This window comes from Burkholderia sp. BCC0397 (genome assembly GCF_902832865.1).
GTDB lineage: Bacteria > Pseudomonadota > Gammaproteobacteria > Burkholderiales > Burkholderiaceae > Burkholderia.
In genome coordinates this window covers 441,712-467,908 of the sequence record NZ_CADFDL010000003.1, presented here as the reverse complement: position 1 = coordinate 467,908, position 26,197 = coordinate 441,712, and the positions used below count along the sequence as shown (strand labels likewise).

Sequence of the window (26,197 nt, the reverse complement as noted above, 5' to 3'; positions counted from 1 at the left end):
TTATACAAAACCGCGCGGGTTCCCCTCCTGCCATCGCCAGTGGTCGACACACATTTCCTCGATGCCGAGCGTCGCGCGCCAGCCGATGATGTCGGCCGCGGCCTGCGGGTTCGCATAGCACTCGGCGATGTCGCCCGGGCGGCGCGCGACGAGTTCGTACGGCACCGGGCGGCCCGACGCCTTCTCGAACGCACGCACGACTTCCAGCACGCTGTAGCCCTGGCCGGTGCCGAGGTTCACGACGAAGCTCGCGTCGCGCTTTGCGAGTGCGTCCAGCGCGGCGATGTGCCCCTTCGCGAGATCGACGACGTGGATGTAGTCGCGCACGCCGGTGCCGTCCGGCGTCGGGTAGTCGGAGCCGAACACACGCAGCTTTTCCAGCTTGCCGACCGCGACCTGCGCGACGTACGGCATCAGGTTGTTCGGAATGCCGGCCGGATCCTCGCCGATCAGCCCGCTCGCGTGCGCGCCGACCGGGTTGAAGTAGCGCAGCGTCGCGATCCGCCACGACGGGTCCGATACCTCGAGATCGCGCAGGATCTGCTCGGCGATCAGCTTCGATTGGCCGTACGGGTTGGTCGCGGACAGCGGGAACGATTCGTCGATCGGCGAGCGCTCCGGCACGCCGTACACGGTCGCGGACGAGCTGAACACGAACTGCTTGACGTTGCGCTCGCGCATTACCTTCAGCACGGTCAGCAAGCCGCCGAGATTGTTCTGGTAGTACTCGAGCGGCTTCTCTACCGATTCGCCGACCGCCTTGAGCGCCGCGAAATGGATCGTGGCAGTGATCGGGTGCGCGTCGAACACCTTCGCGAGCGCGGCTTCGTCGCACACGTCGACCTGATGAAATGCCGGTGTTTTGCCCGTGATGCGTTCGATCCGGCGAACGGATTCGACCTTGCTGTTGACGAGGTTGTCGACGATTACGACGTCGTAGCCATTGTCGAGCAGCTCGACGGTCGTGTGCGAACCGATGTAACCCGCACCGCCGGTGACGAGTATGGTGCCTTTAGCGCTCATTGCTCATGTGCTCCTTCAAAAAGTGATGCCTGTCAACGTATGAATGGTACGTCTGTAGCAATCGACGACCGTTTGCTCATCGAATTCGGCCGCCACCTTCAGTCGACCGCGCGTCCCCATCACTGCGCGTCCTTCCGGCTGCAACTCGATCATGCGAACCAATTGCTCCACGAGGCTCGCGCTGTCCCGCACGCGGCACAGGAACCCCGTTTCGCCGTCGGCGACGACGTCGCGGCAGCCCGGCACATCGGTCGCGACGATCGGCCGGCCCATCGCCGATGCTTCCATCAGCGTGCGCGGCACGCCTTCGCGGTACGACGGCAGCACGACGCAATCAGCCGCCGCGATGTGCGGGCGCACGTCGTGCGCTTCGCCGAGATACTCGACGATGCCTTCGTCGACCCACGCGTCGACATCCGCGCGACCGATCGCGCTCGGATTGTCGACGCCGAGCGGCCCGAGCAGCTGGAAGCGCGCATTCGGGAAGCGCTCGCGCACGCGACGCGCGGCCTCCACGTATTCGCGCACGCCCTTGTCCCACAGCAGCCGGCCGATCAGGATGAAGACGGGCGCTGCGCCGGCCGGCAGCGGCACGGGCGAGAACTGTTCGAGATTGACGCCTTCGCCGTGCAGCAGCCGCGCGCGGTCGGGATGCGCGAGCAACCGCTCGTCGGTGAAGGTCGCGAGATCGTCGCGGTTCAGGAACCACACTTCACGCGGGAAGCGGAACGCGAACTGGTACAGGCGCTTCGCGACGTTCGCCGCGCGGCTCTTCTGGATGAACACGTAGCCGAGGCCCGTCGTCACCGCGATCGACGGCACGCGCGCGAGCCACGCGGCCACCGAGCCGTAGATGTTCGGCTTGATCGTGTAATGGAACACGAGATCGGGCCGCAGCGCGCGGTAGTGGCGCACCAGCGCGGCGAGCGTGCCGAGATCCTCGCGCGGGCTCGTGCCTTTCGACGCGACCGCGAGCGCCACGTAGCGGCAGCCCATTTGCTCGAGCAACGGCACCGTGCGGTCGTGCGGCGCGATCACGATGACCTCGGCGCCGCGCGCGACGAGCGCACGGATCAGCCCGTGGCGATACGTATGGATCGCCCAGGCCGTGTTGCAGACGAGCGCGATGCGCAGCGGGGAGGTGGCGGACATGAAAAAAAGAAAAAATAAAGCGTCGAAATTGCCGAACTGGCCGGATACGCGTCAGGCGGACGGCCGCGCGGCGAACAGCGTCTGCTTGATGCGCTGCAGCGTACGGTACGGCGTCACGAAATGCAGCAGGTTCTTGGCGAGGCCGGCCCAGTCGTACGGGTTCAGCGCGTTGAAGTGGCGCAGCAGCAGCGTAAGCGTCGACACCAGCTGGCGCCGGCGTTTGGTCGCGCTGATCCCGCCCTCGTTAAGCTCGTAATACAGGCCGAGTTCCGGCAGGTTCGCGCAATCGTAGCGTTGCATTAACCGTAAAAAAAGATCGAGATCCTCGGCCGCGCGGTACTTCGCACGATAGTTGCCCACTTCGCGCACGGCGTCGATGCGCAACATGACCGACGGATGCACGAGCGGCGAGCGCAGGAAGCGGGTGCGGCGCAGCGTGCGCGGATCGGCGGGCGGCGTCAGCATGAAGCGCGGCTCGCCGGCGCGCGACACGACCTGCGTCCACATGCCGACGCAGGCCACGCGCGGGTGGGCGCCGAGATAGGCGCGCTGCTTCGCGAGGCGCTGCGGCGCGGCGAGATCGCCCGCGTCGATGCGGGCTGCATAGCGGAACCCGCGCGCCGCAAGCGCGTCGATGCCGGCCGCCAGCGCGCGTTCGATACCGCCGTTCTGCGGCATGCGCAGCACGTCGATCGACAGGCCCGGCAGGTCGGGCGCGACGATCGGCGGCGTGCTGCCGTCGTCGACGATCAGCACGTGCACGGGCGCGTCCTCGCGAAACGACGCGAGGGTCCGGACGACGTCGTCGTGCCCGTTGTAGGCTGGCATCAGCACGGCCACGTCGTCGAGCGGGGGCGGGCAATCAGGGGACGTCATGTTTGCAGCTTGAAACGGATGTAATAAAAGTTGACGGCGGCCGCAGCCAGGTAGCCGGCCGCCAGCCCGACGAGCGCGCCGTACAGGCCGAGCCGCGGGATCGCGAACAGGTTGACGAGCGCGGCGATCGCCAGCGCGAGCAGCCATTTCGTCAGCAACACGAATTTTGCTTGATATTTGAGAACGATAAGATTGCCTATCGCCTCGATGCCGGCCGGCACGGACAGCCAGACGGCCCAGCGGAAGATGTCGACCGACGCCTCGTAGCCGCGGCCGAACACCTTGCCGACGATCAGCGGGGCGGCGGCGTCGAGCACGAGCGCGCCGGCCGTCATCAGGCAGGCCGTCATTGCGATCAGCCGGACGATGTTGCGGCGCAGCCGCGCGACGTCCTGCACGCGGTAGACGAAGGCGGGCGCGATCGTCTGCGCGAGCATCAGCGCGAGCGTGATCCAGTTCTCGTTGAGCTGCTGCGCGGCCGAATAGCGGCCGAGATCGGCGAACGACACATGACGCTCGAGCATCAGGCGATCGAGCTTCAGGAACAGGTACATGCAGATGAGGCCGAGCCAGAACACGGTGCCGGCCGTCGCAAAGTGCCGGAACAGCGGCGTGTCGAACGTCCAGCCGAGCGCACCGCCGTTACGATGGCGGTAGTACAGCAGCAGGGCGACGCCGATCGCGGCGGCTTCCAGCGCCCACAGCCACGCGAAGCGGGCGGGGCCGGCGGCCGCGCGGACCAGCAGCCACACGAGCAGCGCCTTGGCGAGCGCGGTGACCATGCTGGTGACGAGCTGCGGCTTGCTGTAGGTCATGCTCTGCAGCCACGCGTTGATCACGCCGACGAACGGCTCGCGGAACACCATCGTGACCGCCAGGCCCGCGAGCATCGCGCCGACCAGCGGGTCGAAGGCGCCCGCGGCGATCGCGATCCAGGTCGCGACGAGCGCGGCGACCGACACGGCGATGCGCAGCACGAACGCGCTGCCGAGCACCGCGCCGAGCTGGGCGGGCGGGCGCTGGACGATGGTCGGGACGAGGATTTCCGCGCCGCACACCCAGGTGAGCGGCGCCAGTACCAGGAGAAGCGTATTCGCATACTGCCATTTGCCGAACACATCTGGCCCGAAATAACGGGCCAGCAGGCCGCTGATCGCGATCGCGACGCCGATCTGCGTGAGCCGTTCGAGCCCCAGCCAGACGAGGTTCGCGACGGCCTTCGCGACGTCCGGGTTGCCGAAGCGCTTCAGCATGCGCGGCAGCGGCGGCGCGCGCGGAGGGCGGCCGGAAGCGGCGGGTGGGCGGCGGCGGGACGGCTAGGCATTAAAATGGGCGATATGCGCGTCATCAAAACCCGCGATTATAAGTGGGATCGCGGCCGCGCCAGCCGTTGCGCGCCGTGGCCCGCCGGCAGGCATGTATCATGCGCGGCACCCGTGAGCGGCGGCCGCGCAAGCCAGACAATTTTCCATGCACGCAACTGAGAGAGAAGAGAATCGATGATCTCCCAATCCATCTTCAAGGCATATGACATTCGTGGCGTGGTCGGCAAGACCCTCGACGTCGACACCGCGCGCGGAATCGGCCGGGCATTCGGCAGCGAAGTGCGTGCGCAGGGCGGCGATGCGGTCGTCGTCGCGCGCGACGGCCGCCTGTCCGGGCCGGAACTCGTCGGCGCGCTGGCCGACGGCCTGCGTGCGGCCGGGGTCGACGTCGTCGACGTCGGCATGGTGCCGACGCCGGTCGGTTATTTCGCGGCGAACGTGCCGCTGGCGCTGAAGGGCGGCGAGCGCCGCGTCGATTCGTGCATCGTCGTCACGGGCAGCCACAACCCGCCCGACTACAACGGCTTCAAGATGGTGCTGCGCGGCGCCGCGATCTACGGCGAGCAGATCCAGGCGCTGTACCGCCGCATCGTCGACGAGCGGTTCGAGACGGGCAGCGGTACGTATGAAGAAATCGACGTCGCGGATCAATACATCGCGCGCATCGTCGGCGACGTGAAGCTGGCACGGCCGCTGAAGCTCGTGATCGACGGCGGCAACGGCGTCGCGGGCCCGCTCGCGACGCGCCTGTTCAAGGCGCTCGGCTGCGAACTCGTCGAGCGCTTCACCGACATCGACGGCACGTTCCCGAACCACCATCCCGATCCCGCCCACCCGGAAAACCTGCAGGACGTGATCCAGGCGCTGAAGGACACCGATGCGGAGCTCGGCTTCGCGTTCGACGGCGACGGCGACCGCCTGGGCGTCGTCACGAAGGACGGCCAGATCATCTATCCGGACCGCCAGCTGATGCTGTTCGCGGAAGAAGTGCTGTCGCGCAACCCGGGCGCCCAGATCATCTACGACGTGAAGTGCACGCGCCACCTCGCGCAGTGGGTGAAGTCGAAGGGCGGCGAGCCGCTGATGTGGAAGACGGGCCACTCGCTCGTGAAGGCGAAGCTGCGCGAGACGGGTGCGCCGCTCGCCGGCGAAATGAGCGGCCACGTGTTCTTCAAGGATCGCTGGTATGGCTTCGACGACGGCCTGTACACCGGCGCGCGCCTGCTCGAGATCCTCGCGAAGACGGCCGATCCGAGCGCACTGCTCAACAGCCTGCCGGACGCGATGAGCACGCCGGAACTGCAGCTCTGGCTTGACGAAGGCGAGAATTTCCGCCTGATCGACAAGCTGCAGAAAGAGGCGAAGTTCGACGGCGCCGACGAAGTCGTGACGATCGACGGCCTGCGTGTCGAGTACCCGGACGGCTTCGGCCTCGCGCGTTCGTCGAACACGACGCCGGTCGTCGTGATGCGCTTCGAAGCCGAGACGCAGGAAGGGCTCGAGCGCATTCAGGAAGACTTCCGCCGCGTGCTGACGGCTGCGAAGCCGGACGTCAAGCTGCCGTTCTGAGCGCCGGCGGCCGCCGGGCCGCCCGTACGACGGCCCGTTCAGCGGCCGTGCTGGTCCCGAAAAGCGGCGCGCGCCCCAGGCGCGCGGCCGCTTTTTGTCTGTCCGGCCCGCCGGCCGGGATAAAATCCCCCCTTTATGTCTGTCGCCGGCTGCCAGCCGGCGTTTTTTCAGCGTGCAAAAGATCCTGATCGTGCGCGTGTCGTCGCTGGGCGACGTCGTGCACAACATGCCGGTGATCGCCGATATCCGGCGCCGCCACCCCGATGCGCAGATCGACTGGCTCGTCGAGGAAAGCTTCGTCGACCTCGTGCGGCTCGTCGACGGCGTGCGCAACGTGCTGCCGTTCTCGCTGCGCCGCTGGCGCAAGAAGCCGTTCTCGGGGGCGACGTGGCGCGAGATCCGCGCGTTCCGCCGGCGCCTCGCGGCCGAGCAGTACGACCTCGTGATCGACTGCCAGGGCCTCATCAAGACGGCGTGGGTCGCGAGCTGGGCGCGCGGCCCGCTCGTCGGGCTCGGCAACCGTACCGACGGCGCCGGCTACGAATGGCCGGTGCGCTTCTTCTACCGCAAGCGCGTGCCGATCGCGCCGCGCACGCACGTCGTCGAGCGCTCGCGGCAGCTCGTCGCGGCCGCGCTGGACGACCCGGCGCCGACCCCGGCCGATCCGGTCGAATTCGGCCTCGACACGCGGGCGGCGGCGCTCGCGGTGGCCGCGCTCGGCCTGAACCTGCCGGTGCCGTACGTCGTGTTCGTCCACGCGACGTCGCGCGCCGACAAGCAGTGGCCGGACGCCGCATGGATCGAGCTCGGCCAGGCGCTCGTGCGGCGCGGCGCGTCGCTCGTGCTGCCGTGGGGCAACGACGCGGAACGCGCGACCAGCGAGCGGCTCGCGAAGGAATTCGGCGCGGCCGCGATCGTGCCGCCGAAGCTGTCGCTGCCGGCCGTGGTCGGGCTGATCGACGGCGCGGCCGCGACGGTCGGGGTTGATACAGGTCTGGTTCATATCGCGGCCGCGCTGAAGCGTCCGACGATCGAACTGTACAATTTCGCGACGGCCTGGCGGACCGGCGGCTACTGGTCGCCGAACGTCGTCAATCTCGGCACGGCGGGGCAGCCCCCGTCGATCGCGCAGGTGAAGTCGGCGCTCGCGGGCTTCGGTCTCCTGTAATGCTGTCCACACGCGAACCGATCATGAGCGAATCCCAGATCATCGAAGTCCCGTCCGCCGACTGGAGCGGACACAACCTGTCGGCGCCGCGCGAGCAGTTGCTGGCCGCGGTCGAGGAAGGCAAGGTGCTGTATTTCCCGCACCTGCGCTTCGCGATCGAAGGCGGCGAGGAAGCGCTGCTCGATCCGGCGCTCGCCGATCCGAAACGCAAGAACATCAGCCTCGCGCCGAATGGTGGCGCGCTCGCCGGCGTGCTCGGCGACAGCGTCACGCAGTCGGCCGTGCGCGCGCTCGTCGCGCGCTTCCAGCAGCAGGCCGGCACGCTCGTCGACGGCCTCTTTCCCGAATACCGCGGCAAGCTGCGGGTCGCGCCGACGAGCCTGCGGCTGATGCAGGTCGAGACGCGCCAGACGTCGTGGCGCAAGGACGACAGCCGGCTGCACGTCGACGCGTTCCCGTCGCGGCCGAACTACGGCGAGCGCATCCTGCGCGTGTTCACGAACGTGAATCCGGCCGGCGTGCCGCGCGTGTGGCGTGTCGGCGAGCCGTTCGAGGACGTCGCGAAGCGCTTCCTGCCGAAGATCCGGCCGCAGTTCCCGGGCTCGGCGTGGCTGCTGAATCTGCTGCATGTGACGAAATCGCCGCGCAGCGCGTACGACCACCTGATGCTGAACCTGCACGACGGGATGAAGGCCGATCTCGACTACCAGAAGATTTGTCCACAGCAAACGATGCCGTTTCCGCCGGGCAGCGTGTGGATATGTTTCTCCGATCAGACTTCGCACGCTGTGATGTCCGGCCAGTTCATGCTCGAGCAGACCTTCTTCCTGCCGGTCGACGCGATGGTGCGCCGCGAATGCGCGCCGCTCGGCATTCTCGAACGCCTGACGGGCAGGGCGCTGGTTTGAGCGCGCCCCTGCTTCGACACAACCCGCAGGCGGCCGCATGCTGAGGGCGATCTATCGCGCGCTGTGGTGGCTCGTCGCGCCGGCCGCGGTCATCCGGCTCTACGTGCGTTCACGCAAGGAGCGCGGCTATCGCGAGCATATCGGCGAGCGCTTCGGCCACGTCGCGGGACGCTCGCGCGACGACCGTGCGCCGCTGATCTGGGTGCATGCGGTGTCGGTCGGCGAGACGCGCGCCGCGCAGCCGTTGATCGATGCGCTGATGCACGCGCGCCCCGATGCGCGCATCCTGCTTACCCACATGACGCCGAGCGGCCGCGCGACGGGCGAACAGATCTTCGGCGATCGCGTGCTGTGCTGCTACCTGCCGTACGACATGCCGGGCGCGGTGCGGCGCTTCCTGCGCGCATGGCGGCCGACGCTCGGCCTCGTGATGGAAACCGAGGTGTGGCCGACGCTGATCGACGAGTGCCGCCGCGCGGACGTGCCGCTCGTGCTGACCAATGCGCGGATGTCCGCGCGTTCGTTCCGGCGCGCGGCGAAGTTCGGCGCGGCGACGCGTGACGTGTTCGGCGGCTTCTCGCGCGTGCTCGCGCAGAGCCCGGCCGACGCGGAGCGGCTGACGTCGCTCGGCGCGCGCAACGTGACCGTGCTCGGCAACCTGAAGTTCGACATGACGACGCCGCCGGAACTCGCGGCACGCGGCCATGCGTGGCGCGATGCGATCGGCGCGCGGCCGGTGTGGGTCGCCGCCAGCACGCGCGAGAACGAAGAAGCGCTGGTGCTGCAGGCGTTCGCGGAAATGCGCACGCCCGGCGCGCTGCTGGTGCTCGTGCCGCGTCATCCGCAGCGCTTCGCCGAAGTCGAGGCGCTCGTCGCGCGCAGCGGGCTCAAGTGCGTGCGGCGCTCCGTCTGGGCCGCCGATGCGGCCGCGCTCGCGGCGGGCCGGCCGGCCGCCGAACCGCTGCCGGACGACGTGACGGTGCTGCTCGGCGATTCGATGGGCGAGCTCGGCGCGTACTACGCGGCGGCCGACATCGCGTTCATCGGCGGCAGCCTGCTGCCGCTCGGCGGGCAGAACCTGATCGAAGCATGCGCGGTCGGCGTGCCGGTGCTGATCGGGCCGCACGTGTTCAACTTCACGCAGGCGACGGCCGACGCGGTCGCGGCCGGTGCTGCGATGCAGGTTGCGGATCCGCTCGATCTCGCGCACGTGCTCGACGCGTTGTTCGCCGACAAGGCGCGGCGCATCGCGATGGGCGCGGCCGGCGCGGCCTTCGCGTCGCGTCACCGCGGCGCGACCGCGCGCACGGTCGACGTGCTCGCCGCGCTGCTGCCGCCCGGCGAAGCCGGCGCGCGTGCGTTACCGGGCGGGCAGGACGCTGCTTCCGAAGACGAATAGACGAAGGGCGGCGCAAGGCCGCCCGCGCACGCATGGCGGCGACCTGAGCCGCCGCTACGCCGCTCACACCGTCAACAAGCCCTTCTTCTCGATGAACGCGATCACGTCCGCGACGCCGTCGAGCGCCTTCAGGTTCGTCATCACGTAAGGCCGTTCGCCGCGCATCTTCTGCGTGTCGGACGCCATCACGTCGAGGTTCGCGCCGACCAGCGGCGCGAGGTCGGTCTTGTTGATCACGAGCAGGTCGGACTTCGTGATGCCGGGGCCGCCCTTGCGCGGAATCTTCTCGCCGCCGGCGACGTCGATCACGTAGATCGTCAGGTCCGACAGCTCGGGGCTGAAGGTCGCCGCGAGATTGTCGCCGCCCGACTCGATGAACACGATGTCGGCATCGGGAAAGCGCGCGAGCATCCGGTCGACGGCTTCGAGGTTGATCGACGCATCTTCCCGGATCGCCGTGTGCGGGCAGCCGCCCGTCTCGACGCCCATGATGCGTTCCTCGGGCAGCGCGCCCGCGACCGTCAGCAGCCGCTGGTCTTCCTTCGTATAGATGTCGTTCGTGATCGCGACGAGGTCGTAGCGCTCGCGCATCGCCTTGCACAGCATTTCGAGCAGCGTGGTCTTGCCGGAGCCGACGGGGCCGCCGATGCCGACGCGCAGCGGCGGCAGTTTCTTCGTGCGGCGGGCGGAGGAGGAGGCAGGTGCGTTCATGGTCGGGCGATGAGGTTCAGGAGCGGAACAACCGCGAATACTGGGTTTCGTGCCGCGCGGACAGGATGCCGAGCTGCGGCGCGAACGTGTTGACGGAGTCGGGCGGCGTCGCGAGCGCGCGGCGCACGGCGGCGTCGATCGCGCCGCGCAGCGCGACGAGGATGCGTTGCCCGGCGAGCTGGCCGAGCGGCACGGCCTTCAGCGCGGCGGACGTCTGGTTCTCGACCCAGCCGAACGCGTACGCGGCGAGCGTCGCGTCGGCGCTGGCGTCGTGAGCGGCGGCCGCGTACGCGAACGCGGTCGGCAGCGCGACCGGCGACAGCGACGCGAGCGTCGCGCGGCGTGCGGCGTCGCCCCATTCGAGCGATGCGCACAACTGCGCGAGCGACCAGCCCATCTGTTCGGTTTCGCGGCGCAGTTCGGCCGATTCCCGGCTCGCCACGAACCAGGCATTTTCGGCGGCGAGCGCGTGCGTGTCGTGGGTCTGCCAGCGGGCGAGCTGGTGCGCGAGGAACGGCAACTCGCCGTGCGCGAGCACGTCGGTCAGGCCGCTGGCGATCCAGTCGCGTGCGGAATCGGCATCGCGGATCAGGTTCGCGTCGAGTGCGGCTTCGAGGCCCTGCGAATAGCTGTATGCGCCGATCGGCAAAGCGGGCGACGCGAGGTGCAGCAGCGCGACGAGTTCAGTGGTGGTCATGACCGTGGTGGCCGTGCGTGCAGCCGGGACCATGCTGATGATCGTGATCGTGATCGTGATCGTGCGAATGCGAGTGGCCGTGGTGTTCGCCGAACACCTGCTGCGCGAGCGCGTAATCCTCGGCGAACGTCGCGTCGTGCCCGTGCTTGTGGCCGCCGCCGTACGCGCCGGCTTCCGGCTGGAACGGCGCGCTCGTTTCTTCGACTTGCGTGCCGAGCCTGCGCAGCATGTCCGCGAGCACCGGATCGGCTTCGAGCTTCAGGTAGCCGTCGCCGATCTCGACCGGCGTGTGACGGTTGCCGAGATGGTACGCGGCGCGCATCAGCGTGAGCGGATCGGCCGCGCGCACGAGCAGCACGGTTTCGGGGGCAGCTGCGATGCGCACGAGCGCGCCATCGTCGGCGACGAGCACGTCGCCGTCGCGCAGCACGGTGCCGCGCGGCAGCAGGACCGCGACGTCCTCGCCGGTGTCGAGCGTCGCCGCGAGGCGGCTCTTGCAGCGGGCGTCATAGGCGAGCGTGAGCGTCGGCGCGCGCGCGACGAGCGACGCGGCGAGTTTCACGTTCGGGGCAATGCGTTTGTCGAGGGTGCGCATGAAACAAAGGATTCCGAATCAGAACAGGAAATAGCGCTGCGCCATCGGCAGCACCGTTGCCGGCTCGCAGGTGAGCAACTGGCCGTCGGCGATCACGTCGTAGGTTTCCGGATCGACGCTGATCGATGGGCGCCATGCGTTGTGAATCATGTCGGCCTTGGTCACGTTGCGGCAGTTGCGTACCGGCACGATTCGCTTCGCGAGGCCGTAGCGCTCCGCGATGCCCGCATCGGCCGCCATCTGCGACACGAAGGTCAGCGACGTGCGGGCGAGCGCACCGCCGCGCGTCGCGAACATCTCGCGATAGTGAACCGGCTGCGGCGTCGGGATCGACGCGTTCGGGTCGCCCATCTGTGCGACGGCGATCATCCCGCCCTTCAGGATCATCGACGGCTTGATCCCGAAGAACGCCGGCTCCCACAGCACGAGGTCGGCCCACTTGCCCGGCTCGATCGAGCCGACTTCGTGCGCGATGCCGTGCGTGAGCGCCGGGTTGATCGTGTACTTCGCGACGTAGCGCTTCGCGCGGAAGTTGTCGTTGCGCGCGCCGTCTTCCGGCAGCGCGCCGCGTTGCACCTTCATCTTGTGCGCGGTCTGCCACGTGCGGATGATCACTTCGCCGACGCGGCCCATCGCCTGCGAATCGGACGACAGCATCGACAGCGCGCCGAGATCGTGCAGGATGTCCTCGGCCGCGATCGTCTCGCGGCGAATGCGCGATTCGGCGAACGCGAGATCCTCGGCGATCGATGGATCGAGGTGATGGCACACCATCAGCATGTCGAGATGCTCGTCGAGCGTGTTGATCGTGTACGGGCGCGTCGGATTGGTCGACGACGGCAGCACGTTCGCCTCGCCGCACACCTTCAGGATGTCGGGCGCATGGCCGCCGCCGGCGCCTTCGGTGTGGTACGTGTGGATCGTGCGGCCCTTGAACGCGGCGACCGTCGATTCGACGAAGCCGGCCTCGTTCAGCGTGTCGGTGTGGATCGCGACCTGCGTGTCGGTGTCGTCGGCAACCGACAGGCAGTTGTCGATCGCGGCGGGCGTCGTGCCCCAGTCCTCGTGCAGCTTCAGGCCGATCGCGCCGGCCGCGATCTGCTCGACGAGCGGCTCGGGCAGGCTCGCGTTGCCCTTGCCGAGGAAGCCGAGGTTGATCGGCCAGCCATCGGCGGCCTGCAGCATCCGCTCCATGTGCCACGGGCCCGGCGTGCAGGTCGTCGCGTTGGTGCCGGTGGCCGGCCCCGTGCCGCCGCCGAGCATCGTCGTGACGCCCGACGCGAGCGCCTCGTCGATCTGCTGCGGGCTGATGAAGTGGATGTGCGTGTCGATGCCGCCCGCCGTCACGATCAGCCCTTCGCCGGCGATCACTTCGGTGGCGGCGCCGATCGCGATCGTCACGCCCGGTTGAATGTCGGGGTTGCCGGCCTTGCCGATCGCCGCGATGCGGCCGTGCTTGATCGCGATATCGGCCTTCACGATGCCCCAGTGATCGAGGATCACCGCGTTCGTGATGACGGTATCGGGCACGTCGGCGGCCACGCGCTGCGACTGGCCCATCCCGTCGCGGATCACCTTCCCGCCGCCGAATTTCACTTCTTCGCCGTAGGTCGTGAAATCGCGTTCGATCTCGATCAGCAGTTCGGTATCGGCGAGCCGGACGCGGTCGCCCGTCGTCGGCCCGAACATTTCCGCGTACGCGCGGCGGCTCAAGCGTAGTGTCATGTGCTGTTCCTGAAGAGCGGGGCGCGGCTTACAGCGGCCCCATCACCTTGCCCTGAAAACCGTAGACGGCGCGCTCGCCCGCGAGCGCGACGAGCTCGACGGTGCGCGTCTGGCCCGGCTCGAAGCGCACGGCCGTGCCGGCCGCGATGTTGAGCCGGAAGCCGCGCGCGGCCGCGCGGTCGAACGACAGCGCGTCGTTGACTTCGAAGAAGTGGTAGTGCGAGCCGACCTGCACCGGGCGATCGCCGGTGTTCGCGACGACGAGCGTCAGCGTCGCGCGGCCCGCGTTCAGTTCGTGTTCGCCGTCGTCGGTGAGGATTTCGCCGGGGATCATGCGGGGCCTCACGGAATCGGGTGGTGGACGGTCACGAGCTTCGTGCCGTCGGGGAAGGTCGCTTCGACCTGGATGTCGGGAATCATTTCCGGCACGCCGTCCATCACGTCGTCGCGCGTGAGCAGCGTCGTGCCGTAGTGCATCACCTCGGCCACCGTCTTGCCGTCGCGCGCGGCTTCCATCAGCGCCGCGGTGATGAAGGCGACCGCCTCCGGATAGTTGAGCTTCAGGCCGCGCGCGCGGCGGCGTTCGGCGAGCAGCGCCGCCGTGAAGATCAGCAGCTTGTCCTTTTCGCGGGGAGTCAGTTTCATGAAGGCAGACGTTCAGGAAAACGTAATTTTTATCGGTGCGCACGCGACTGGGCAGGCGCGCGGACCATCGTAGCACCGCGCTACTTTGCGTGCGTCGTGTATCGACTATGTAAGGAGCAAGGTGCGTGCCATGTGCATCGCGGTGGTGCGATGCGCGTTCGTGGTGCGTGATGCCTGCAGAGCGTGCACTGTGTGTCGCGATGCTGCGCCGAAACGGTGCGTGATGCCTGCGCGTTCAGGTTTGCCAGAGGCGCAGCGGTCGCGCGTCGACGCCGTGCACGATCGGCCGCAGGTGCAGCCAGCATTCAGTGAAGTGGCGCTGCAGCGCTTCCATCGACGTCGCGAGCGCGCGCACCAGCACGACGCCGGGCGTCACGCAGGTGGCGCCCGCACGCAGCGTGTCGTCGAACGGCATGCGCGCGGCAAGCGATTCGGCGAGCGCGGCGTCGCACGCGGCGCCGGCCGCCCACAGCGTGCCGTAGGCGGGAAAGCCGGCGAGGCCCTGCAGCGCGCCGCGCAGCGGGTCGCGCGCGTCGAGCAGCGCGCGCTCGGTCCACAGCGGCCGGCCGTCGGCATCGACGAGCGCCGACGTCGACGCGATGCGTCCCTTCGACCAGGTTTCGCCCGCCGCCTGCCGGCCGAGTTGCGTCGCGTCCCAGCCGATCGCGCTCGCGCCCGCGCCGAGCGTCACCGTGAAGTCGAGCGACGCGTGCGCCGCGTCGAAGAACAGGTTGTTCTGCGGCAGCCAGTCGAGCTTTGCGTGCGCGCCGACCGTGATGCCGATGCGCTGCGTCGCTTCGAGGCCGTTCGACTTGTACCACTTGGTCGCGCCGGGTGTCGTCAGCACCGCGTGCGTGCCGTCGCCGAGCGCGATGTCGATGTCGAGCCGGTCGCCGCCCGCGACGCCGCCCGGCGGGTGAACGATCACCGCGTGGCAGATCGCATCGCCTTCCGGGTACAGCGGCCGCTGCACGCGCAACGGGCCGTCGTGCAGCCGGTGCGCGAGCGTCGTGCGCGCACCGTGCCGCTCGAAGCCGAGTTCGAGGCGGCCGCGCCACGACTTGGCGACGGCAGGGCGGGACAGCGAGGCGTGCGAATCGGGGGCGGACATCGGCGGCGAACGGGAAACGAAAGAAACGGGCGTGAAGAACGTGGATGCTACCGGAACAATAATGCAGATGCCGCGTGCGTTGGAAGCGCCGCGTGTGGGCGTTTCGCGAGCCGGCCGCCCGTGTCACCTCCCGTGTCACCCGCCATGCCTACCGCCGTGCCTACCGCCGTGCCGCCCGTCACACCGCGATCAACTCGCGCACGCCGTTCGTCCCCATGTCGCGCGCATCGCCCCCCGCGACGATCTCGCCGCGGCTCATCACCCAGTAGCGATCGGCGATCGATTGCGCGAAATCGTAATACTGTTCGACGAGCAGCACGGTCATCTTCGATTCGTCGACGAGCTGGCGCAGCGTGCGCCCGATGTCCTGGATGATCGACGGCTGGATGCCTTCGGTCGGCTCGTCGAGGATCAGCAACTGCGGCTCGCTCATCAGCGCGCGGCCGATCGCGAGCTGTTGCTGCTGGCCGCCCGACAGGTCGCCGCCGCGCCGTGCGCGCATGTCCTTCAGCACCGGGAACAGGTCGTAGATGCGATCGGGCACTTTCGAGGGTGCCTTGCGGCTCGCCGCGCCGACGAGCAGGTTCTCCTCGACGGTGAGCCGCGGAAAGATGTCGCGGCCCTGCGGCACGTACGCGAGCCCGGCCGCGACGCGCGCATACGGCGGCAGTGCGCCGAGCGCGGTGCCGCGCCACGACACGCTGCCGCTCTTCACGGCGACGACGCCCATCAGGCAGCGCAGCAGCGTGCTCTTGCCGACGCCGTTGCGGCCGAGCAGCACGGTGAGCTTGCCGTCGTCGGCGGCGAGGTTCACGTTGCGCAGGATATGGCTGCCGCCGTAGTACTGGTTCAGCGCTTCGATTTTCAGCATCGCATCATCGTCCGAGGTAAGACTCGATCACCGCGTCGTCGCGCTTGACCTGGTCGAGCGTGCCGTGCGCGAGCACCGCGCCTTCGGCCATCACCGTCACGCGCCCCGTGTCGCCCGCGAGCGCCGCGACGAATTCCATGTCGTGCTCGACGACCATCATCGAGCAGGTGCCGCGCAGCGTGTTCAGCAGCTCGGCGAGTTCCATCGTCTCGTGGTCGGTCATCCCGGCCGCCGGCTCGTCGAGCAGCAGTAGCGCGGGGCGCTGCATCAGCAGCATGCCGATCTCGAGCCGCTGCTTCTGTCCGTGCGACAGTTCGCCGGCCGCGCGATACGCGTGGCTTTCGAGGCCGATCAGCGCGAGCGTCTCCTCGATCTTCGCCTGCGCGGTGCGGTCGAGCCGCGCGCGCAGCGACGCGAGCCAGCCCTTGTCGGTCTGCATCGCGAGTTCGAGGTTTTCCCACACCGGATGCTGTTCGAACACGGTCGGCTTCTGGAACTTGCGGCCGATGCCCGCACGCGCGATCTCGGGCTCGTTCATCCGCGCGAGGTCGATCGTCTGGCCGAGAAACACCTTGCCCGCATCGGGCCGCGTCTTGCCGGTGATGACGTCCATCATCGTCGTCTTGCCCGCGCCGTTCGGGCCGATCACGCAGCGCAACTCGCCCGCGTCGATCGCGAGCGACAGCTTCTTCAGCGCGCGAAAGCCGTCGAAGCTCACCTCGATATCCTCGAGATAGAGGATCGTGCCGTGCGACGTGTCGATGCCGGGCGGCACGACGCGCCCCATCGACGCGCTGCCGCTGACCGCCAGCAGTTCGTCTTCGGGCGGCGGCGGCGTGAACTGATAGAGAGCCGTTCCGTTCATGCGCGTTTCCCCTTCGCGAGCACGGTTTCGACGAGGCCCATGATCCCGCGCGGCAGCAGCAGCGGCACGAGCACGAAGATCAGGCCGAGGAAGAACAGCCAGTATTCGGCGAAGTACGCGGTGAAGAAACTCTTCGCGCCGTTCACCGCGAACGCGCCGACGATCGGCCCGATCAGCGTGCCGCGCCCGCCGACCGCGACCCAGATCGCCATTTCGATCGAGTTGCCGGGCGACATCTCGCCGGGATTGATGATGCCGACCTGCGGCACGTACAACGCGCCGGCGATGCCGCACAGCACGGCCGACACGGTCCACACGAACAGCTTGTACGCGAGCGGGCTGTAGCCGAGGAACATCAGCCGCGTCTCGCCGTCGCGCACCGCGGTCACCACGCGGCCGAGCTTGCTCGTGACGATCGCGCGCGCGGCGATGAACGCGAGCACGAGCGTCGCGAACGTCAGCAGCAACAGCACCGTGCGCGTGCCCGGCGACGTGATCGCGAAGCCGGCGATGCGCTTGAAATCGGTGAAGCCGTTGTTGCCGCCGAAGCCCGTCTCGTTGCGATAGAACAGCAGCATCGCGGCGAACGTCATGGCCTGCGTGATGATCGACAGGTACACGCCTTTCACGCGCGAGCGGAACGTGAAGAAGCCGAACACCCACGCGAGCACGGCCGGCACGAGCACGACCAGCGCGAGCGCCCACGCGAGATGCTGCGTGCCGCTCCAGTACCACGGCAACTGGTGCCAGTCGAGAAACACCATGAAGTCGGGCAGGTCGCTGCCGTACTTGCCGTCGTGGCCGATCTCGCGCATCAGGTACATGCCGATCGCATAGCCGCCGAGCGCGAAGAACAATCCGTGGCCGAGGCTCAGGATGCCGCAGTAGCCCCACACGAGATCGAGCGCGAGCGCGGCGATCGCGTAGCACATCAGCTTGCCGGCGAGCGTCATCGTGTACGCGGACAGATGGAACGCGCTGGCTTCCGGCGCGACGAGCGCGGCGAGCGGCACGCCGATGCCGATCGCCACGCACAGCGCGACGAGCGCGAGCCACGCGCGGCGCGACAGCAGCGCAGGGCGGGGCGGCAGGCCGAGCGCGAAGCCGTCCGCCGCGCGTGCAGCGGCAGCGGCCTTCGACGTGTCGGCGACCGGGTTCGGCATCGAATCGGTGAATGAAGTCACGTCAAGCCTCCGCGCTGCGGCCCTTCGGCGCGAACATGCCCTGCGGGCGTTTCTGGATGAACAGCACGATCATCACGAGCACCGCGATCTTCGCGAGCACGGCGCCCCAGAACGGTTCGATCGCCTTGCTCGCGAGGCCGAGCCCGAAGCCGCCGAGCACGGTGCCGGCAATCTGGCCGACGCCGCCGAGCACGACGGCCATGAACGAATCGATGATGTAGTTCTGCCCGAGATCGGGGCCCACGTTGCCGATCTGCGACAGCGCGCAGCCGCCGAGGCCCGCGATGCCCGCGCCGAATGCGAATGCATACGCGTCGACGCGTGCGGTCTTCACGCCGACGCATGCGGCCATCCGGCGGTTCTGCGTGACCGCGCGCACGAACAGGCCGAGCCGCGTCTTCGTCAGCACGGCCCACGCCACGAACACCACCGCGAGCGCGAACGCGAGGATCGCGAGCCGGTTGTACGGCAGGATCAGGTTCTGCATCACCGTCACGCCGCCGCTCATCCACGACGGGTTCACGACCTGCACGTTCTGCGCGCCGAACAGCATGCGGGTCCCCTGGATCAGGATCAGGCTCACGCCGAAGGTCGCGAGCAGCGTTTCGAGCGGGCGGCCGTACAGGTGCCGCAGCACGAGCCGTTCGAGCACGATGCCGACGAGCGCGGCCACCGCGAACGACACGGGCACGGCGACGAGCGGATACCAGTCGAATGCGCCGGGTGCGTAGCGCTGGATCAGCGTCTGCACGACATAGGTGGCGTACGCACCGATCATCAGGAATTCGCCGTGCGCCATGTTGATCACGCCGATCAGCCCGTACGTGATCGCGAGGCCGAGCGCGGCGAGCAGCAGCACGCTGCCGAGCGACAGGCCGGCGAACAGGGTGCCGACGATTTCGCCGCGACGCTGCAGCGTATGCAATGCATCCAGCCCCTGTTGCGCGGCGGCGCGGACGCGCGCGTCGGGTTCGGCGAAGCTGCCGTCGGCGTTCTTCGCGACGAGCGGGCGCAGTTGTTCGATCATGTCGAGATCGCTGCGCGCGGCCACCACCTGCGCGGCTTCGAGGCGCTTCGCCGGATCGGCATCGTGCAGCGCGGCGATCGCCCACAGTGCATCGAGGCGACGTTTCAATGCCGGATCGGTTTCCTTTGCACGGGCGCGGTCGATCATCGGCTTGAGCGCCGGGTCGGGCGACTTCAGCAGCGCGTCGATCGCGTCGCGTCGCGCGGCCACGTCGGGCGACGCGAGCGCGAGGCCCGACAGCGCGCCGGCGATCTTCGAGCGCAGCAGGTTGTTCAGCATCACCGGCTGCGCGTCGCCGGCCGGCGTCGCGGCCTGCGTGAGCGCGTCGTGCGCGGTGTCGCCGGCCTGGATCAGCAGGCGGCCGTCGCCGGTCGCGAGCGCATCGCCGCTCGACAGCGCGTTGAGCACCGCAACGGCGCGCGGATCGGTGTCGGCGGCGAGCCGTTCGATCGCGGTCGTCTTCGCGTCGAAGTCGTCGCCGGCGAGCGCGGCGGTGTCGGCCGCCGTCAGCGCGAACGCGGCGTGCGGCAGCATGCCCGCGAGGGCGGCGCATGCCGCGATCGCGCGGGCGGCTCGGCGAAAGCGTGTAGGCATCGGGAAGTCCTGTCGGGCGAGGGGAAGCGGAGTGATGCGGTGCTGCGCCGGCGCGGGCGGCTCGTCACGGCAAGCGCAGCCGACGTATCGGCATTGGCATTGGCGTGCGAGCGGCACGTCACGCACGAAGCGCGACGCGCCGCACGGCATCAGGCCAGCGCCGCGCGCTGCCGGCGCAGGAACGCCGGAATCGAGCTGACGACGTCCGGCTTGCTCTGGTTGCCCGCGATGAACGGGCTCCACGGCTGCGCGCGCACGGCCGTCTTCGTCTTCCACACGACGTTGAACTGCCCGTCGCCGCGGATCTCGCCGATCATCACCGGCTTGTGCAGGTGATGGTTGCCGTCCATCGCGAGCGTGAAGCCCGACGGCGCGGCCACCGTCTGGCCGATCATCGCGACGCGCACCTTGTCGACGTCGGTGCTCTTGGCTTTCTCGACGGCCTGCTTCCACATATGGATGCCGACGTAGGTGGCTTCCATCGGATCGTTGGTCACGCGCTTCGCGCCGCCCGGCAGGTTGTTCGCCTTCACCCACGCGGCGAACTGGTCCTTGAACTTCGTGTTGGTCGGGTTCTTCACCGACATGAAGTAGTTCCACGCGGCGAGGTGGCCGACGAGCGGCTTCGTATCGATCCCGCGCAGCTCTTCCTCGCCGACCGAGAACGCGACCACCGGCACGTCGGTCGCCTTGATCCCCTGGTTGCCCAGCTCCTTGTAGAACGGCACGTTCGAGTCGCCGTTGATCGTCGAGATCACGGTCGTCTTGCCGCCCTGCGAGAAGGTCTTGATGTTCGCGACGATGGTCTGGTAATCGCTGTGGCCGAACGGCGTGTAGACCTCCTGAATGTCGGCATCCTTCACGCCCTTCGATTTCAGGAACGCGCGCAGGATCTTGTTGGTCGTGCGCGGATACACGTAGTCGGTGCCGAGCAGGAAGAAGCGCTTCGCGCCGCCGCCTTCCGCGCTCATCAGGTACTCGACGGCCGGAATGGCCTGCTGGTTGGGCGCGGCGCCCGTGTAGAACACGTTGCGGGACATTTCCTCGCCTTCATACTGCACCGGGTAGTAGAGCAGTCCGTTCAGTTCCTCGAACACCGGCAGCACGGACTTGCGCGACACCGACGTCCAGCAGCCGAACACGCACGCGACCTTGTCCTGCGTGAGCAGCTGGCGCGCCTTCTCGGCGAACAGCGGCCAGTTCGATGCAGGATCGACCACCACCGGTTCGAGCTTGCGGCCCAGCACGCCGCCGTTCTTGTTGATGTCGGCGATCGTCATCAGCGCGGTGTCCTTCAGCGACGTCTCCGAGATCGCCATCGTGCCCGACAGCGAATGCAGGATGCCGACCTTGATCGGGCCGGTGCCCGCATCGGCCGCGTGCGCGAACGGGCTCTTGCCCGCCAGCGCCAGCGCGCCGGCCATCGAACCGAACTTCAACAGACTGCGACGTCTCATTGGGATCCCCTTGTCGTGTTGGATGCGCGTGCGCCGTGGCGGCGCCGGCCATCGTGTAACGCAAGGCATGTGCCAGTCGCGCGGATGCACGCCGGGCGTGCCTGCGCAGGGCATCCGCGGGCACCAGCGGGCATCGGGACGGTGCGGATGACGCGCCGTGCAGCATGCGCGGTCCGTTGCGGTGCAGACGCGCGGGCGGAAATGGTGCACGGCGGTGCCGCGGCGTCGCAACGCAGGGAAACGGAGGAGGAAAAGCGCAACGGGCGCGCAGTGCGCGCCCGTTCGGCGGATCGGTGCGGCCGGCGGCAGGGTGCCGGGCGGCGCAGCGGCGCGTGATGCGCCGCCGGAAGGATCGATCAGTAGCGCGGCACGGACGGATCGACGTCGCGCGACCACGCGTCGATGCCGCCTTGCAGGTTGTACAGCTTCGTGAAGCCGCGCGATTCGAGGAACATCGCGACCTGCGCGCTGCGCATCCCGTGATGGCACACGCAGACGATTTCCGCTTCGTCGTCGAGCTCTTCGCTGCGCGCGGGAATCTGCTGCATCGGAATCGCCACGCTGCCGGCGATCTGCGCGGTCGCGATTTCCCACGGCTCACGCACGTCGAGCACGACCGGCGCGGGGCGCGCCGTGTCGCCGAGCCATTCCGCGAGCATCGCGGGCGTCAGGATCTGCATGGAGGCTCCGCCGCTCAGAATTTGAAGCGCGACGGCTCGATCGCGTTGACGAGGTGGTTGATGTAGGTTTCGAACACGTCGGCGACGCGGTACTGCTTGTCGTCGATGCGCGTGATGATCTGCGCCTTCATCACCGGACGGCCGCCGACGAACGCCGACAGGCGGCCGCCGATCTTGAGCTGTTCGAGCATTTCCTGCGGCACGACCGGCAGGCCGCCCGCGACGCAGATCACGTCGTATGGCGCCTTCGCGGCCCAGCCGCGCGAACCGTCGCCGAGCACGACTTCGGCGTTGGTCACGCCGTCGTTGCGCAGGTTGTCTTCCGCGAACTTCGCGATCGTCGGATCGATCTCGACTGCCGTCACGTGCTGCGCACGATGCGCGAACAGCGCGGCCAGGTAGCCCGAGCCCGCGCCGATCAGGAGCACGTTCTCGTGCTTCTTGACCGTCAGTTCCTGCAGCACGCGTGCTTCGACGCGCGGGAACAGCATCTTGCTGGTGCCGCCGGGCAGCGGCAGTTCGAGATCGGCGAACGCGAGATCGCGGTATTCGGCCGGCACGTAGTTTTCACGCTTGACGATCGACAGCAGGCCCAGGACATCCAGATCCAGCACGTCCCACGGACGGATCTGCTGTTCGATCATGTTGAAACGCGCGTTTTCGATATTCATGGTGTGGTCACGCAGCCTGGTCGGCCATCAGCGGGGATAGAGAAACTTCGTGATTGTACCAAACGGCACGGCCGCGAAGCCTTCAGGCGGCCTGCAACAGACCTTTACCCCTTGCTCTTCTTGATCTGCGCCTCGAATGCGAGGTCGAGCTTGCTCGCCTTGCGCGGCTTTTGGGGGCCGAATCCGTCGACGAACTTGACGAATTCGTCGAGCGGCAGCGGCTCGCAGCGCTTCTCGGCGGTGCCGCCCGAGCGGTCGACGAGATAGAACAGGCCGCCCGTCATCGCGACGGCCGCGAATTGCGGGTTGCCGGAGCGGGTCTTCAGGCGTTCGACCGCATAGGTCGCTTTGGTGGTGCGCATCTTGGGGGGCTAGCGAAGCGGATGTAAGCCTCACACTCTATCAAACCGGCCGGGCCGGCGCCCGCCCGATGCCGGCGCGAACCGCGTCCTAGACCGTGCGCGAGTAGCGCTGCCGCGGCGTCTGGCCGAGGTACGCATCGAACGCCATCGCGATGTTGCGCACGACCATCCGGCCGGCCGGATGGATCGTCAGCCGGTCGCGCGCGATCGTCAGCAGCCCGTCGCGCTCGAACGGGCGCAGCGCATCGAGCTCGCGCGCGAAATGATCGGCGAAGCGGATGCCGTGCGCGGCCTCGACATGCGAGAACGGCAGTTCGAAGTTGCACATCAGTTGCGTGATCACGTCGCGGCGCAGCCGGTCGTCCGGCGTGAGCCGTACGCCGCGCACGATCGGCAGCCGGCCCGCGTCGAGCGCGGCGCCGTAGGCGGGCAGGTCCTTCGCGTTCTGCGCGTAGACGTCGCCGACCTTGCCGATCGACGACACGCCGAAGCCGATCAGGTCGGTATCCGCGCGCGTGCTGTAGCCCTGGAAATTACGCTGCAGCGTGCCGTTGCGCTGCGCGCGCACGAGTTCGTCGGACGGCCGCGCGAAGTGGTCCATTCCGATATACACGTAGCCGGCCGACGTCAGCATGTCGATCGCGAGGCCGAGCAGCGCGATGCGCGTTTCCGGCGGCGGCAGCGTCGCATCGTCGATCTGCCGCTGCATCTTGAACAGGTGCGGCATGTGCGCGTAGCCGAACACCGACAGGCGATCGGGCGCGAGCTCGATCATCGTTTCGAGCGTGCGCGCGAACACGGCGACCGTCTGGTGCGGCAGCCCGTAGATCAGGTCGACGCTCACCGAATGGAAGCCCGTCGCCCGTGCGGCGGCGAGCAGGTCGGCCGTCATCGCGCGCGGCTGGATGCGGTTGATCGCCTGCTGCACGGCCGGGTCGAAATCCTGCACGCCGAGGCTCAGCCGGTTGAAGCCGATCGTGCGCAGGTGGACGAGCGTCGCCGGCGTGACCGTGCGCGGATCGATCTCGATCGAGAACTCGGCGTCGGTGTCCGGCGCGAGCGCGAAATGCTCGCGCGTGGCCGCCATCAGCTCGGTCGTTTCGTCGTCGGACAGGAAGGTCGGCGTGCCGCCGCCCCAGTGCAGTTGCGTGACGGGGCGGGACGGATCGAACAGCGCGGCCTGCAGCGCCATGTCGCGCTTGAGCTGGTCGAGATACGGGCGCGCGCGGCGGCGGTTGTTGGTCGCGATCTTGTTGCAGCCGCAGTAGAAGCACGCGGTGTTGCAGAACGGGATGTGGAAGTACAGCGACAGGTCGCTCGACGAGGCGCCGGGGTCGCCGGCCGCGCGGCTGTAGTCGGCCGGATCGAAATCGTCGCGGAATTGCAGCGCGGTGGGATACGACGTATAGCGCGGCCCGTTCGCGCCGTATTTCGCGAGCAAATCGGGACGGAACATCGTGTCGGCAGAACCAGAATGCATGACGGTCTCGCGCTTTTTTAGATGCTTTCGAGTATATGAACGCGCGATCGGACTGCATTGTGTAATAACGTCGCAGCCGGCGATGGCACAATGCGGGGAGGGGCTGCCGGACGCCGCGTCCGGTTGCCGCACCGTTTTTTGTTGTTCGTTGTCCGTCGAGAGAGCCGAGTGTCCGTCGAAATACCTGTTCGCCCGGCGCCCGCCGAAGTCCCGCCGCCGCACGCGTGCCGCGAGGGCTGCGGCGCGTGCTGCATCGCGCCGTCGATTTCCAGCCCGATTCCGGGCATGCCCGACGGCAAGCCGGCCGGCGTGCGCTGCGTGCAGCTCGGCGACGACCTGCGCTGCATGATCTTCGGCCGGCCCGAGCGCCCCGCGTGCTGTTCCGGGCTGCAGCCGTCCGCCGACATGTGCGGCGCGTCGCGCGACGACGCGCTCGCGTGGCTCACGCGCCTCGAGGCCGCGACGCGGCCATTGCATCCAGGAGAGAGTTCAGCATGACCGTCCCTCGCGCGCCCGGCCGGCGCCGTTTTCTCGCTGCCGCTATCGGCGCCGTCGGCGTGTGCGTATCGCTTGCCGCGTGCGCGTCGACGTTCCCGTTCATCCCCGATCACTACACGTTCTCGCGCGGCGACGTGCAGAAGGCCGTCGCGCGCAAGTTTCCTTACCAGAAGACGGTCGCGCAGGTCGTCGACGTGTCGCTCGCGAACCCGGCCGTCAATCTGCTGCCCGACCAGAACCGCGTCGCCGTGCAGCTCGACGCGAATTTCGCGAGCCCGTTCCTGCGCGGGCCCGTCAGCGGCAAGTTCACCGTGTCGGGCCAGCTCGCGTACGACGCGCCGAGCCGCTCGGTCGTGCTGAGGGCGCCGGCCGTCGACAGCCTCGTGCTCGACGGCGACGCGCAGATGTACGCGCAGCAGGTTGGCGCGGCGGCCGGCCTGCTCGCGACGCAGCTGCTGACCAACTATCCGATCTACACGTTCAAGCCGGAACAACTGCAATTTGCCGGGGTGAACTACGAACCCGGTACAATTACGATCCTTACAAACGGCATACGCGTGGCGATCGTCGAAAAGTGACGACGGGGCGCGCACGGCCGGGTGGGCCGCGCGCGCAAGAGTGGCCTTTTCTTTCGACCATTTCGGAGTTGGGCCACGGATGGACTGGATCCTGATCTGCAAGGCATTGATCCTCGGCGTCGTCGAGGGGCTGACGGAATTCCTGCCGGTGTCGAGCACCGGTCACCTGATCGTCGCGGGCAGCTTCCTGAATTTCAACGATTCGCACGCGAAGACGTTCGACGTCGTGATCCAGTTCGGCGCGATCCTCGCGGTCTGCTGGGAATACCGGCAACGGATCGTGTCCATCGTGTCCGGGCTGCCGAGCCGGCCCGATGCGCGGCGCTTCACGCTGAACGTCGTGATCGCGACGATTCCCGCGATCGCGCTCGGCCTCCTGTTCGAGAAGAAGATCAAGGCCGTGCTGTTCTCGCCGGTGCCCGTCGCGTTCGCGCTCGTCGTCGGCGGCGCGATCATCCTGTGGGCCGAGGCGCGGCAGCGCGAACGCAGCGAGCCGCCGCGCGTGATGTCGGTCGATGCGCTGACGCCGCTCGACGCGCTCAAGGTCGGTATCGCGCAGTGCTTCGCGCTGGTGCCCGGCATGTCGCGCTCGGGCTCGACGATCATCGGCGGGATGCTGTTCGGTCTCGACCGACGCGTGGCCACCGAATTCTCGTTCTTCCTCGCGATTCCGATCATCTTCGGCGCGACGCTCTACGAAACCGTGAAGGACTGGCAGGCGTTTACCGTCGATTCGCTCGGCCTGTTCGCGCTCGGGCTCGTCGCGGCGTTCGTCAGCGCGTTCGTGTGCGTGCGCTGGCTGCTGCGCTACGTCGCGACGCATGACTTCACAGTGTTCGCGTGGTACCGGATCGCGTTCGGGCTGTTCGTGCTGCTGGTGGGTTACAGCGGGTGGTTGAACTGGGCGTGAGGCCAGGCAGACACGCCGGGCGGGTCCGGCGCGCATCGCAGGCATCATGAAAAACGGCCTGATCGGCATTTGCCGATCAGGCCGCTTTATTTGGCGGGGCCCGCCGAGTCGTGCGC

Annotated in this window: 27 protein-coding genes; 7 read left to right on the top strand and 20 right to left on the bottom strand. The window is 68.2% G+C overall.

Going from position 1 to position 26,197, the window contains the following annotated elements:
• The 4 genes from galE to HWX03_RS12300 are packed head-to-tail and all read right to left on the bottom strand — an operon-like array spanning position 1 to position 4,304.
• A complete protein-coding gene (gene galE / locus HWX03_RS12315) occupies positions 1-1,023 on the bottom strand; it encodes a UDP-glucose 4-epimerase GalE (protein ID WP_175871404.1) in 1,023 nt (340 codons plus the stop codon).
• Positions 1,024-1,038: 15 nt separating this feature from the next.
• The gene (locus HWX03_RS12310; RefSeq protein ID WP_175871403.1) at positions 1,039-2,175 is read right to left on the bottom strand and encodes a glycosyltransferase family 4 protein; all 1,137 of its coding nucleotides are present in this window, start codon (positions 2,173-2,175) and stop codon (positions 1,039-1,041) included.
• Positions 2,176-2,226: 51 nt separating this feature from the next.
• On the bottom strand, positions 2,227-3,051 hold the full coding sequence (locus HWX03_RS12305; protein ID WP_175871402.1) for a glycosyltransferase: 825 nt from the start codon (positions 3,049-3,051) through the stop codon (positions 2,227-2,229).
• A complete protein-coding gene (locus HWX03_RS12300) occupies positions 3,048-4,304 on the bottom strand; it encodes an oligosaccharide flippase family protein (protein WP_175871401.1) in 1,257 nt (418 codons plus the stop codon). Before HWX03_RS12300 ends, HWX03_RS12305 begins: the two co-directional genes overlap by 4 nt.
• Before the next feature lie 246 nt (positions 4,305-4,550).
• Here HWX03_RS12300 and HWX03_RS12295 point away from each other — a divergent pair, with 246 nt between their 5' ends.
• The 4 genes from HWX03_RS12295 to waaA all read left to right on the top strand — a co-directional run bounded on the left by HWX03_RS12295 (position 4,551) and on the right by waaA (position 9,420).
• On the top strand, positions 4,551-5,945 hold the full coding sequence (locus HWX03_RS12295) for a phosphomannomutase/phosphoglucomutase (RefSeq protein WP_175871400.1): 1,395 nt from the start codon (positions 4,551-4,553) through the stop codon (positions 5,943-5,945).
• A 172-nt stretch (positions 5,946-6,117) separates the two neighbouring features.
• Complete coding sequence (waaC, locus tag HWX03_RS12290) at positions 6,118-7,113, top strand: lipopolysaccharide heptosyltransferase I (protein ID WP_027783735.1); 996 nt, start codon at positions 6,118-6,120, stop codon at positions 7,111-7,113.
• 23 nt (positions 7,114-7,136) lie between these two features.
• Positions 7,137-8,021 (top strand): Kdo hydroxylase family protein, encoded by an 885-nt coding sequence (locus tag HWX03_RS12285; protein ID WP_175871399.1) that lies wholly within the window; start codon positions 7,137-7,139, stop codon positions 8,019-8,021.
• A 37-nt stretch (positions 8,022-8,058) separates the two neighbouring features.
• Positions 8,059-9,420 carry a lipid IV(A) 3-deoxy-D-manno-octulosonic acid transferase gene (gene waaA, locus HWX03_RS12280; protein WP_175871398.1) on the top strand — a complete coding sequence of 454 codons (1,362 nt, stop codon included), beginning with the start codon at positions 8,059-8,061 and terminating at the stop codon, positions 9,418-9,420.
• 63 nt (positions 9,421-9,483) lie between these two features.
• Here the strand turns inward: waaA and ureG are convergent, their stop codons facing one another.
• The 16 genes from ureG to hemN form a co-directional block, all read right to left on the bottom strand.
• Positions 9,484-10,131, bottom strand: coding sequence for an urease accessory protein UreG (ureG, locus tag HWX03_RS12275; RefSeq protein ID WP_175871397.1), 648 nt, complete (start codon positions 10,129-10,131; stop codon positions 9,484-9,486).
• 16 nt (positions 10,132-10,147) lie between these two features.
• Positions 10,148-10,828, bottom strand: a complete 681-nt coding sequence (locus HWX03_RS12270) for an urease accessory UreF family protein (protein WP_175871396.1) — start codon at positions 10,826-10,828, stop codon at positions 10,148-10,150.
• A complete protein-coding gene (gene ureE / locus HWX03_RS12265; protein WP_175871395.1) occupies positions 10,815-11,423 on the bottom strand; it encodes an urease accessory protein UreE in 609 nt (202 codons plus the stop codon). The genes HWX03_RS12270 and ureE overlap by 14 nt, the downstream gene beginning before the upstream one ends.
• Positions 11,424-11,441: 18 nt before the next feature.
• The gene (ureC, locus tag HWX03_RS12260) at positions 11,442-13,148 is read right to left on the bottom strand and encodes an urease subunit alpha (protein WP_174386955.1); all 1,707 of its coding nucleotides are present in this window, start codon (positions 13,146-13,148) and stop codon (positions 11,442-11,444) included.
• Between the two features lie 28 nt (positions 13,149-13,176).
• Positions 13,177-13,482, bottom strand: coding sequence for an urease subunit beta (locus tag HWX03_RS12255; protein WP_043181642.1), 306 nt, complete (start codon positions 13,480-13,482; stop codon positions 13,177-13,179).
• An 8-nt stretch (positions 13,483-13,490) separates the two neighbouring features.
• Entirely contained in the window at positions 13,491-13,793 is a 303-nt protein-coding gene (gene ureA, locus HWX03_RS12250; RefSeq protein WP_006406310.1) for an urease subunit gamma, read from the bottom strand.
• 235 nt (positions 13,794-14,028) lie between these two features.
• The gene (locus HWX03_RS12245; protein ID WP_175871394.1) at positions 14,029-14,904 is read right to left on the bottom strand and encodes an urease accessory protein UreD; all 876 of its coding nucleotides are present in this window, start codon (positions 14,902-14,904) and stop codon (positions 14,029-14,031) included.
• A gap of 178 nt (positions 14,905-15,082) precedes the next feature.
• The gene (gene urtE / locus HWX03_RS12240) at positions 15,083-15,775 is read right to left on the bottom strand and encodes an urea ABC transporter ATP-binding subunit UrtE (protein ID WP_175871393.1); all 693 of its coding nucleotides are present in this window, start codon (positions 15,773-15,775) and stop codon (positions 15,083-15,085) included.
• Positions 15,776-15,779: 4 nt separating this feature from the next.
• The gene (urtD, locus tag HWX03_RS12235) at positions 15,780-16,640 is read right to left on the bottom strand and encodes an urea ABC transporter ATP-binding protein UrtD (protein WP_175871392.1); all 861 of its coding nucleotides are present in this window, start codon (positions 16,638-16,640) and stop codon (positions 15,780-15,782) included.
• Positions 16,637-17,824, bottom strand: coding sequence for an urea ABC transporter permease subunit UrtC (gene urtC / locus HWX03_RS12230; RefSeq protein ID WP_175871391.1), 1,188 nt, complete (start codon positions 17,822-17,824; stop codon positions 16,637-16,639). Before urtC ends, urtD begins: the two co-directional genes overlap by 4 nt.
• A gap of 1 nt (position 17,825) precedes the next feature.
• Positions 17,826-19,445 (bottom strand): urea ABC transporter permease subunit UrtB, encoded by a 1,620-nt coding sequence (gene urtB / locus HWX03_RS12225; protein WP_175871390.1) that lies wholly within the window; start codon positions 19,443-19,445, stop codon positions 17,826-17,828.
• Positions 19,446-19,594: 149 nt separating this feature from the next.
• Entirely contained in the window at positions 19,595-20,902 is a 1,308-nt protein-coding gene (urtA, locus tag HWX03_RS12220) for an urea ABC transporter substrate-binding protein (RefSeq protein ID WP_175871389.1), read from the bottom strand.
• A 356-nt stretch (positions 20,903-21,258) separates the two neighbouring features.
• Positions 21,259-21,582 (bottom strand): rhodanese-like domain-containing protein, encoded by a 324-nt coding sequence (locus HWX03_RS12215; RefSeq protein WP_006476692.1) that lies wholly within the window; start codon positions 21,580-21,582, stop codon positions 21,259-21,261.
• Positions 21,583-21,596: 14 nt separating this feature from the next.
• Entirely contained in the window at positions 21,597-22,253 is a 657-nt protein-coding gene (locus HWX03_RS12210) for a protein-L-isoaspartate O-methyltransferase (RefSeq protein ID WP_174386965.1), read from the bottom strand.
• A gap of 104 nt (positions 22,254-22,357) precedes the next feature.
• Entirely contained in the window at positions 22,358-22,615 is a 258-nt protein-coding gene (locus tag HWX03_RS12205; protein WP_175820385.1) for a hypothetical protein, read from the bottom strand.
• Positions 22,616-22,703: 88 nt separating this feature from the next.
• Complete coding sequence (gene hemN / locus HWX03_RS12200; protein WP_175871388.1) at positions 22,704-24,095, bottom strand: oxygen-independent coproporphyrinogen III oxidase; 1,392 nt, start codon at positions 24,093-24,095, stop codon at positions 22,704-22,706.
• Between the two features lie 180 nt (positions 24,096-24,275).
• Between hemN and HWX03_RS12195 the strand changes: the two genes are divergently transcribed.
• From HWX03_RS12195 to HWX03_RS12185, 3 genes are all read left to right on the top strand, one after another.
• A complete protein-coding gene (locus tag HWX03_RS12195) occupies positions 24,276-24,593 on the top strand; it encodes a YkgJ family cysteine cluster protein (RefSeq protein ID WP_175871617.1) in 318 nt (105 codons plus the stop codon).
• Positions 24,590-25,171 carry a DUF1439 domain-containing protein gene (locus HWX03_RS12190; RefSeq protein WP_174429887.1) on the top strand — a complete coding sequence of 194 codons (582 nt, stop codon included), beginning with the start codon at positions 24,590-24,592 and terminating at the stop codon, positions 25,169-25,171. The genes HWX03_RS12195 and HWX03_RS12190 overlap by 4 nt, the downstream gene beginning before the upstream one ends.
• A 79-nt stretch (positions 25,172-25,250) precedes the next feature.
• Positions 25,251-26,081 (top strand): undecaprenyl-diphosphate phosphatase, encoded by an 831-nt coding sequence (locus tag HWX03_RS12185; RefSeq protein ID WP_175820383.1) that lies wholly within the window; start codon positions 25,251-25,253, stop codon positions 26,079-26,081.
• Positions 26,082-26,197 lie beyond the last annotated feature (116 nt).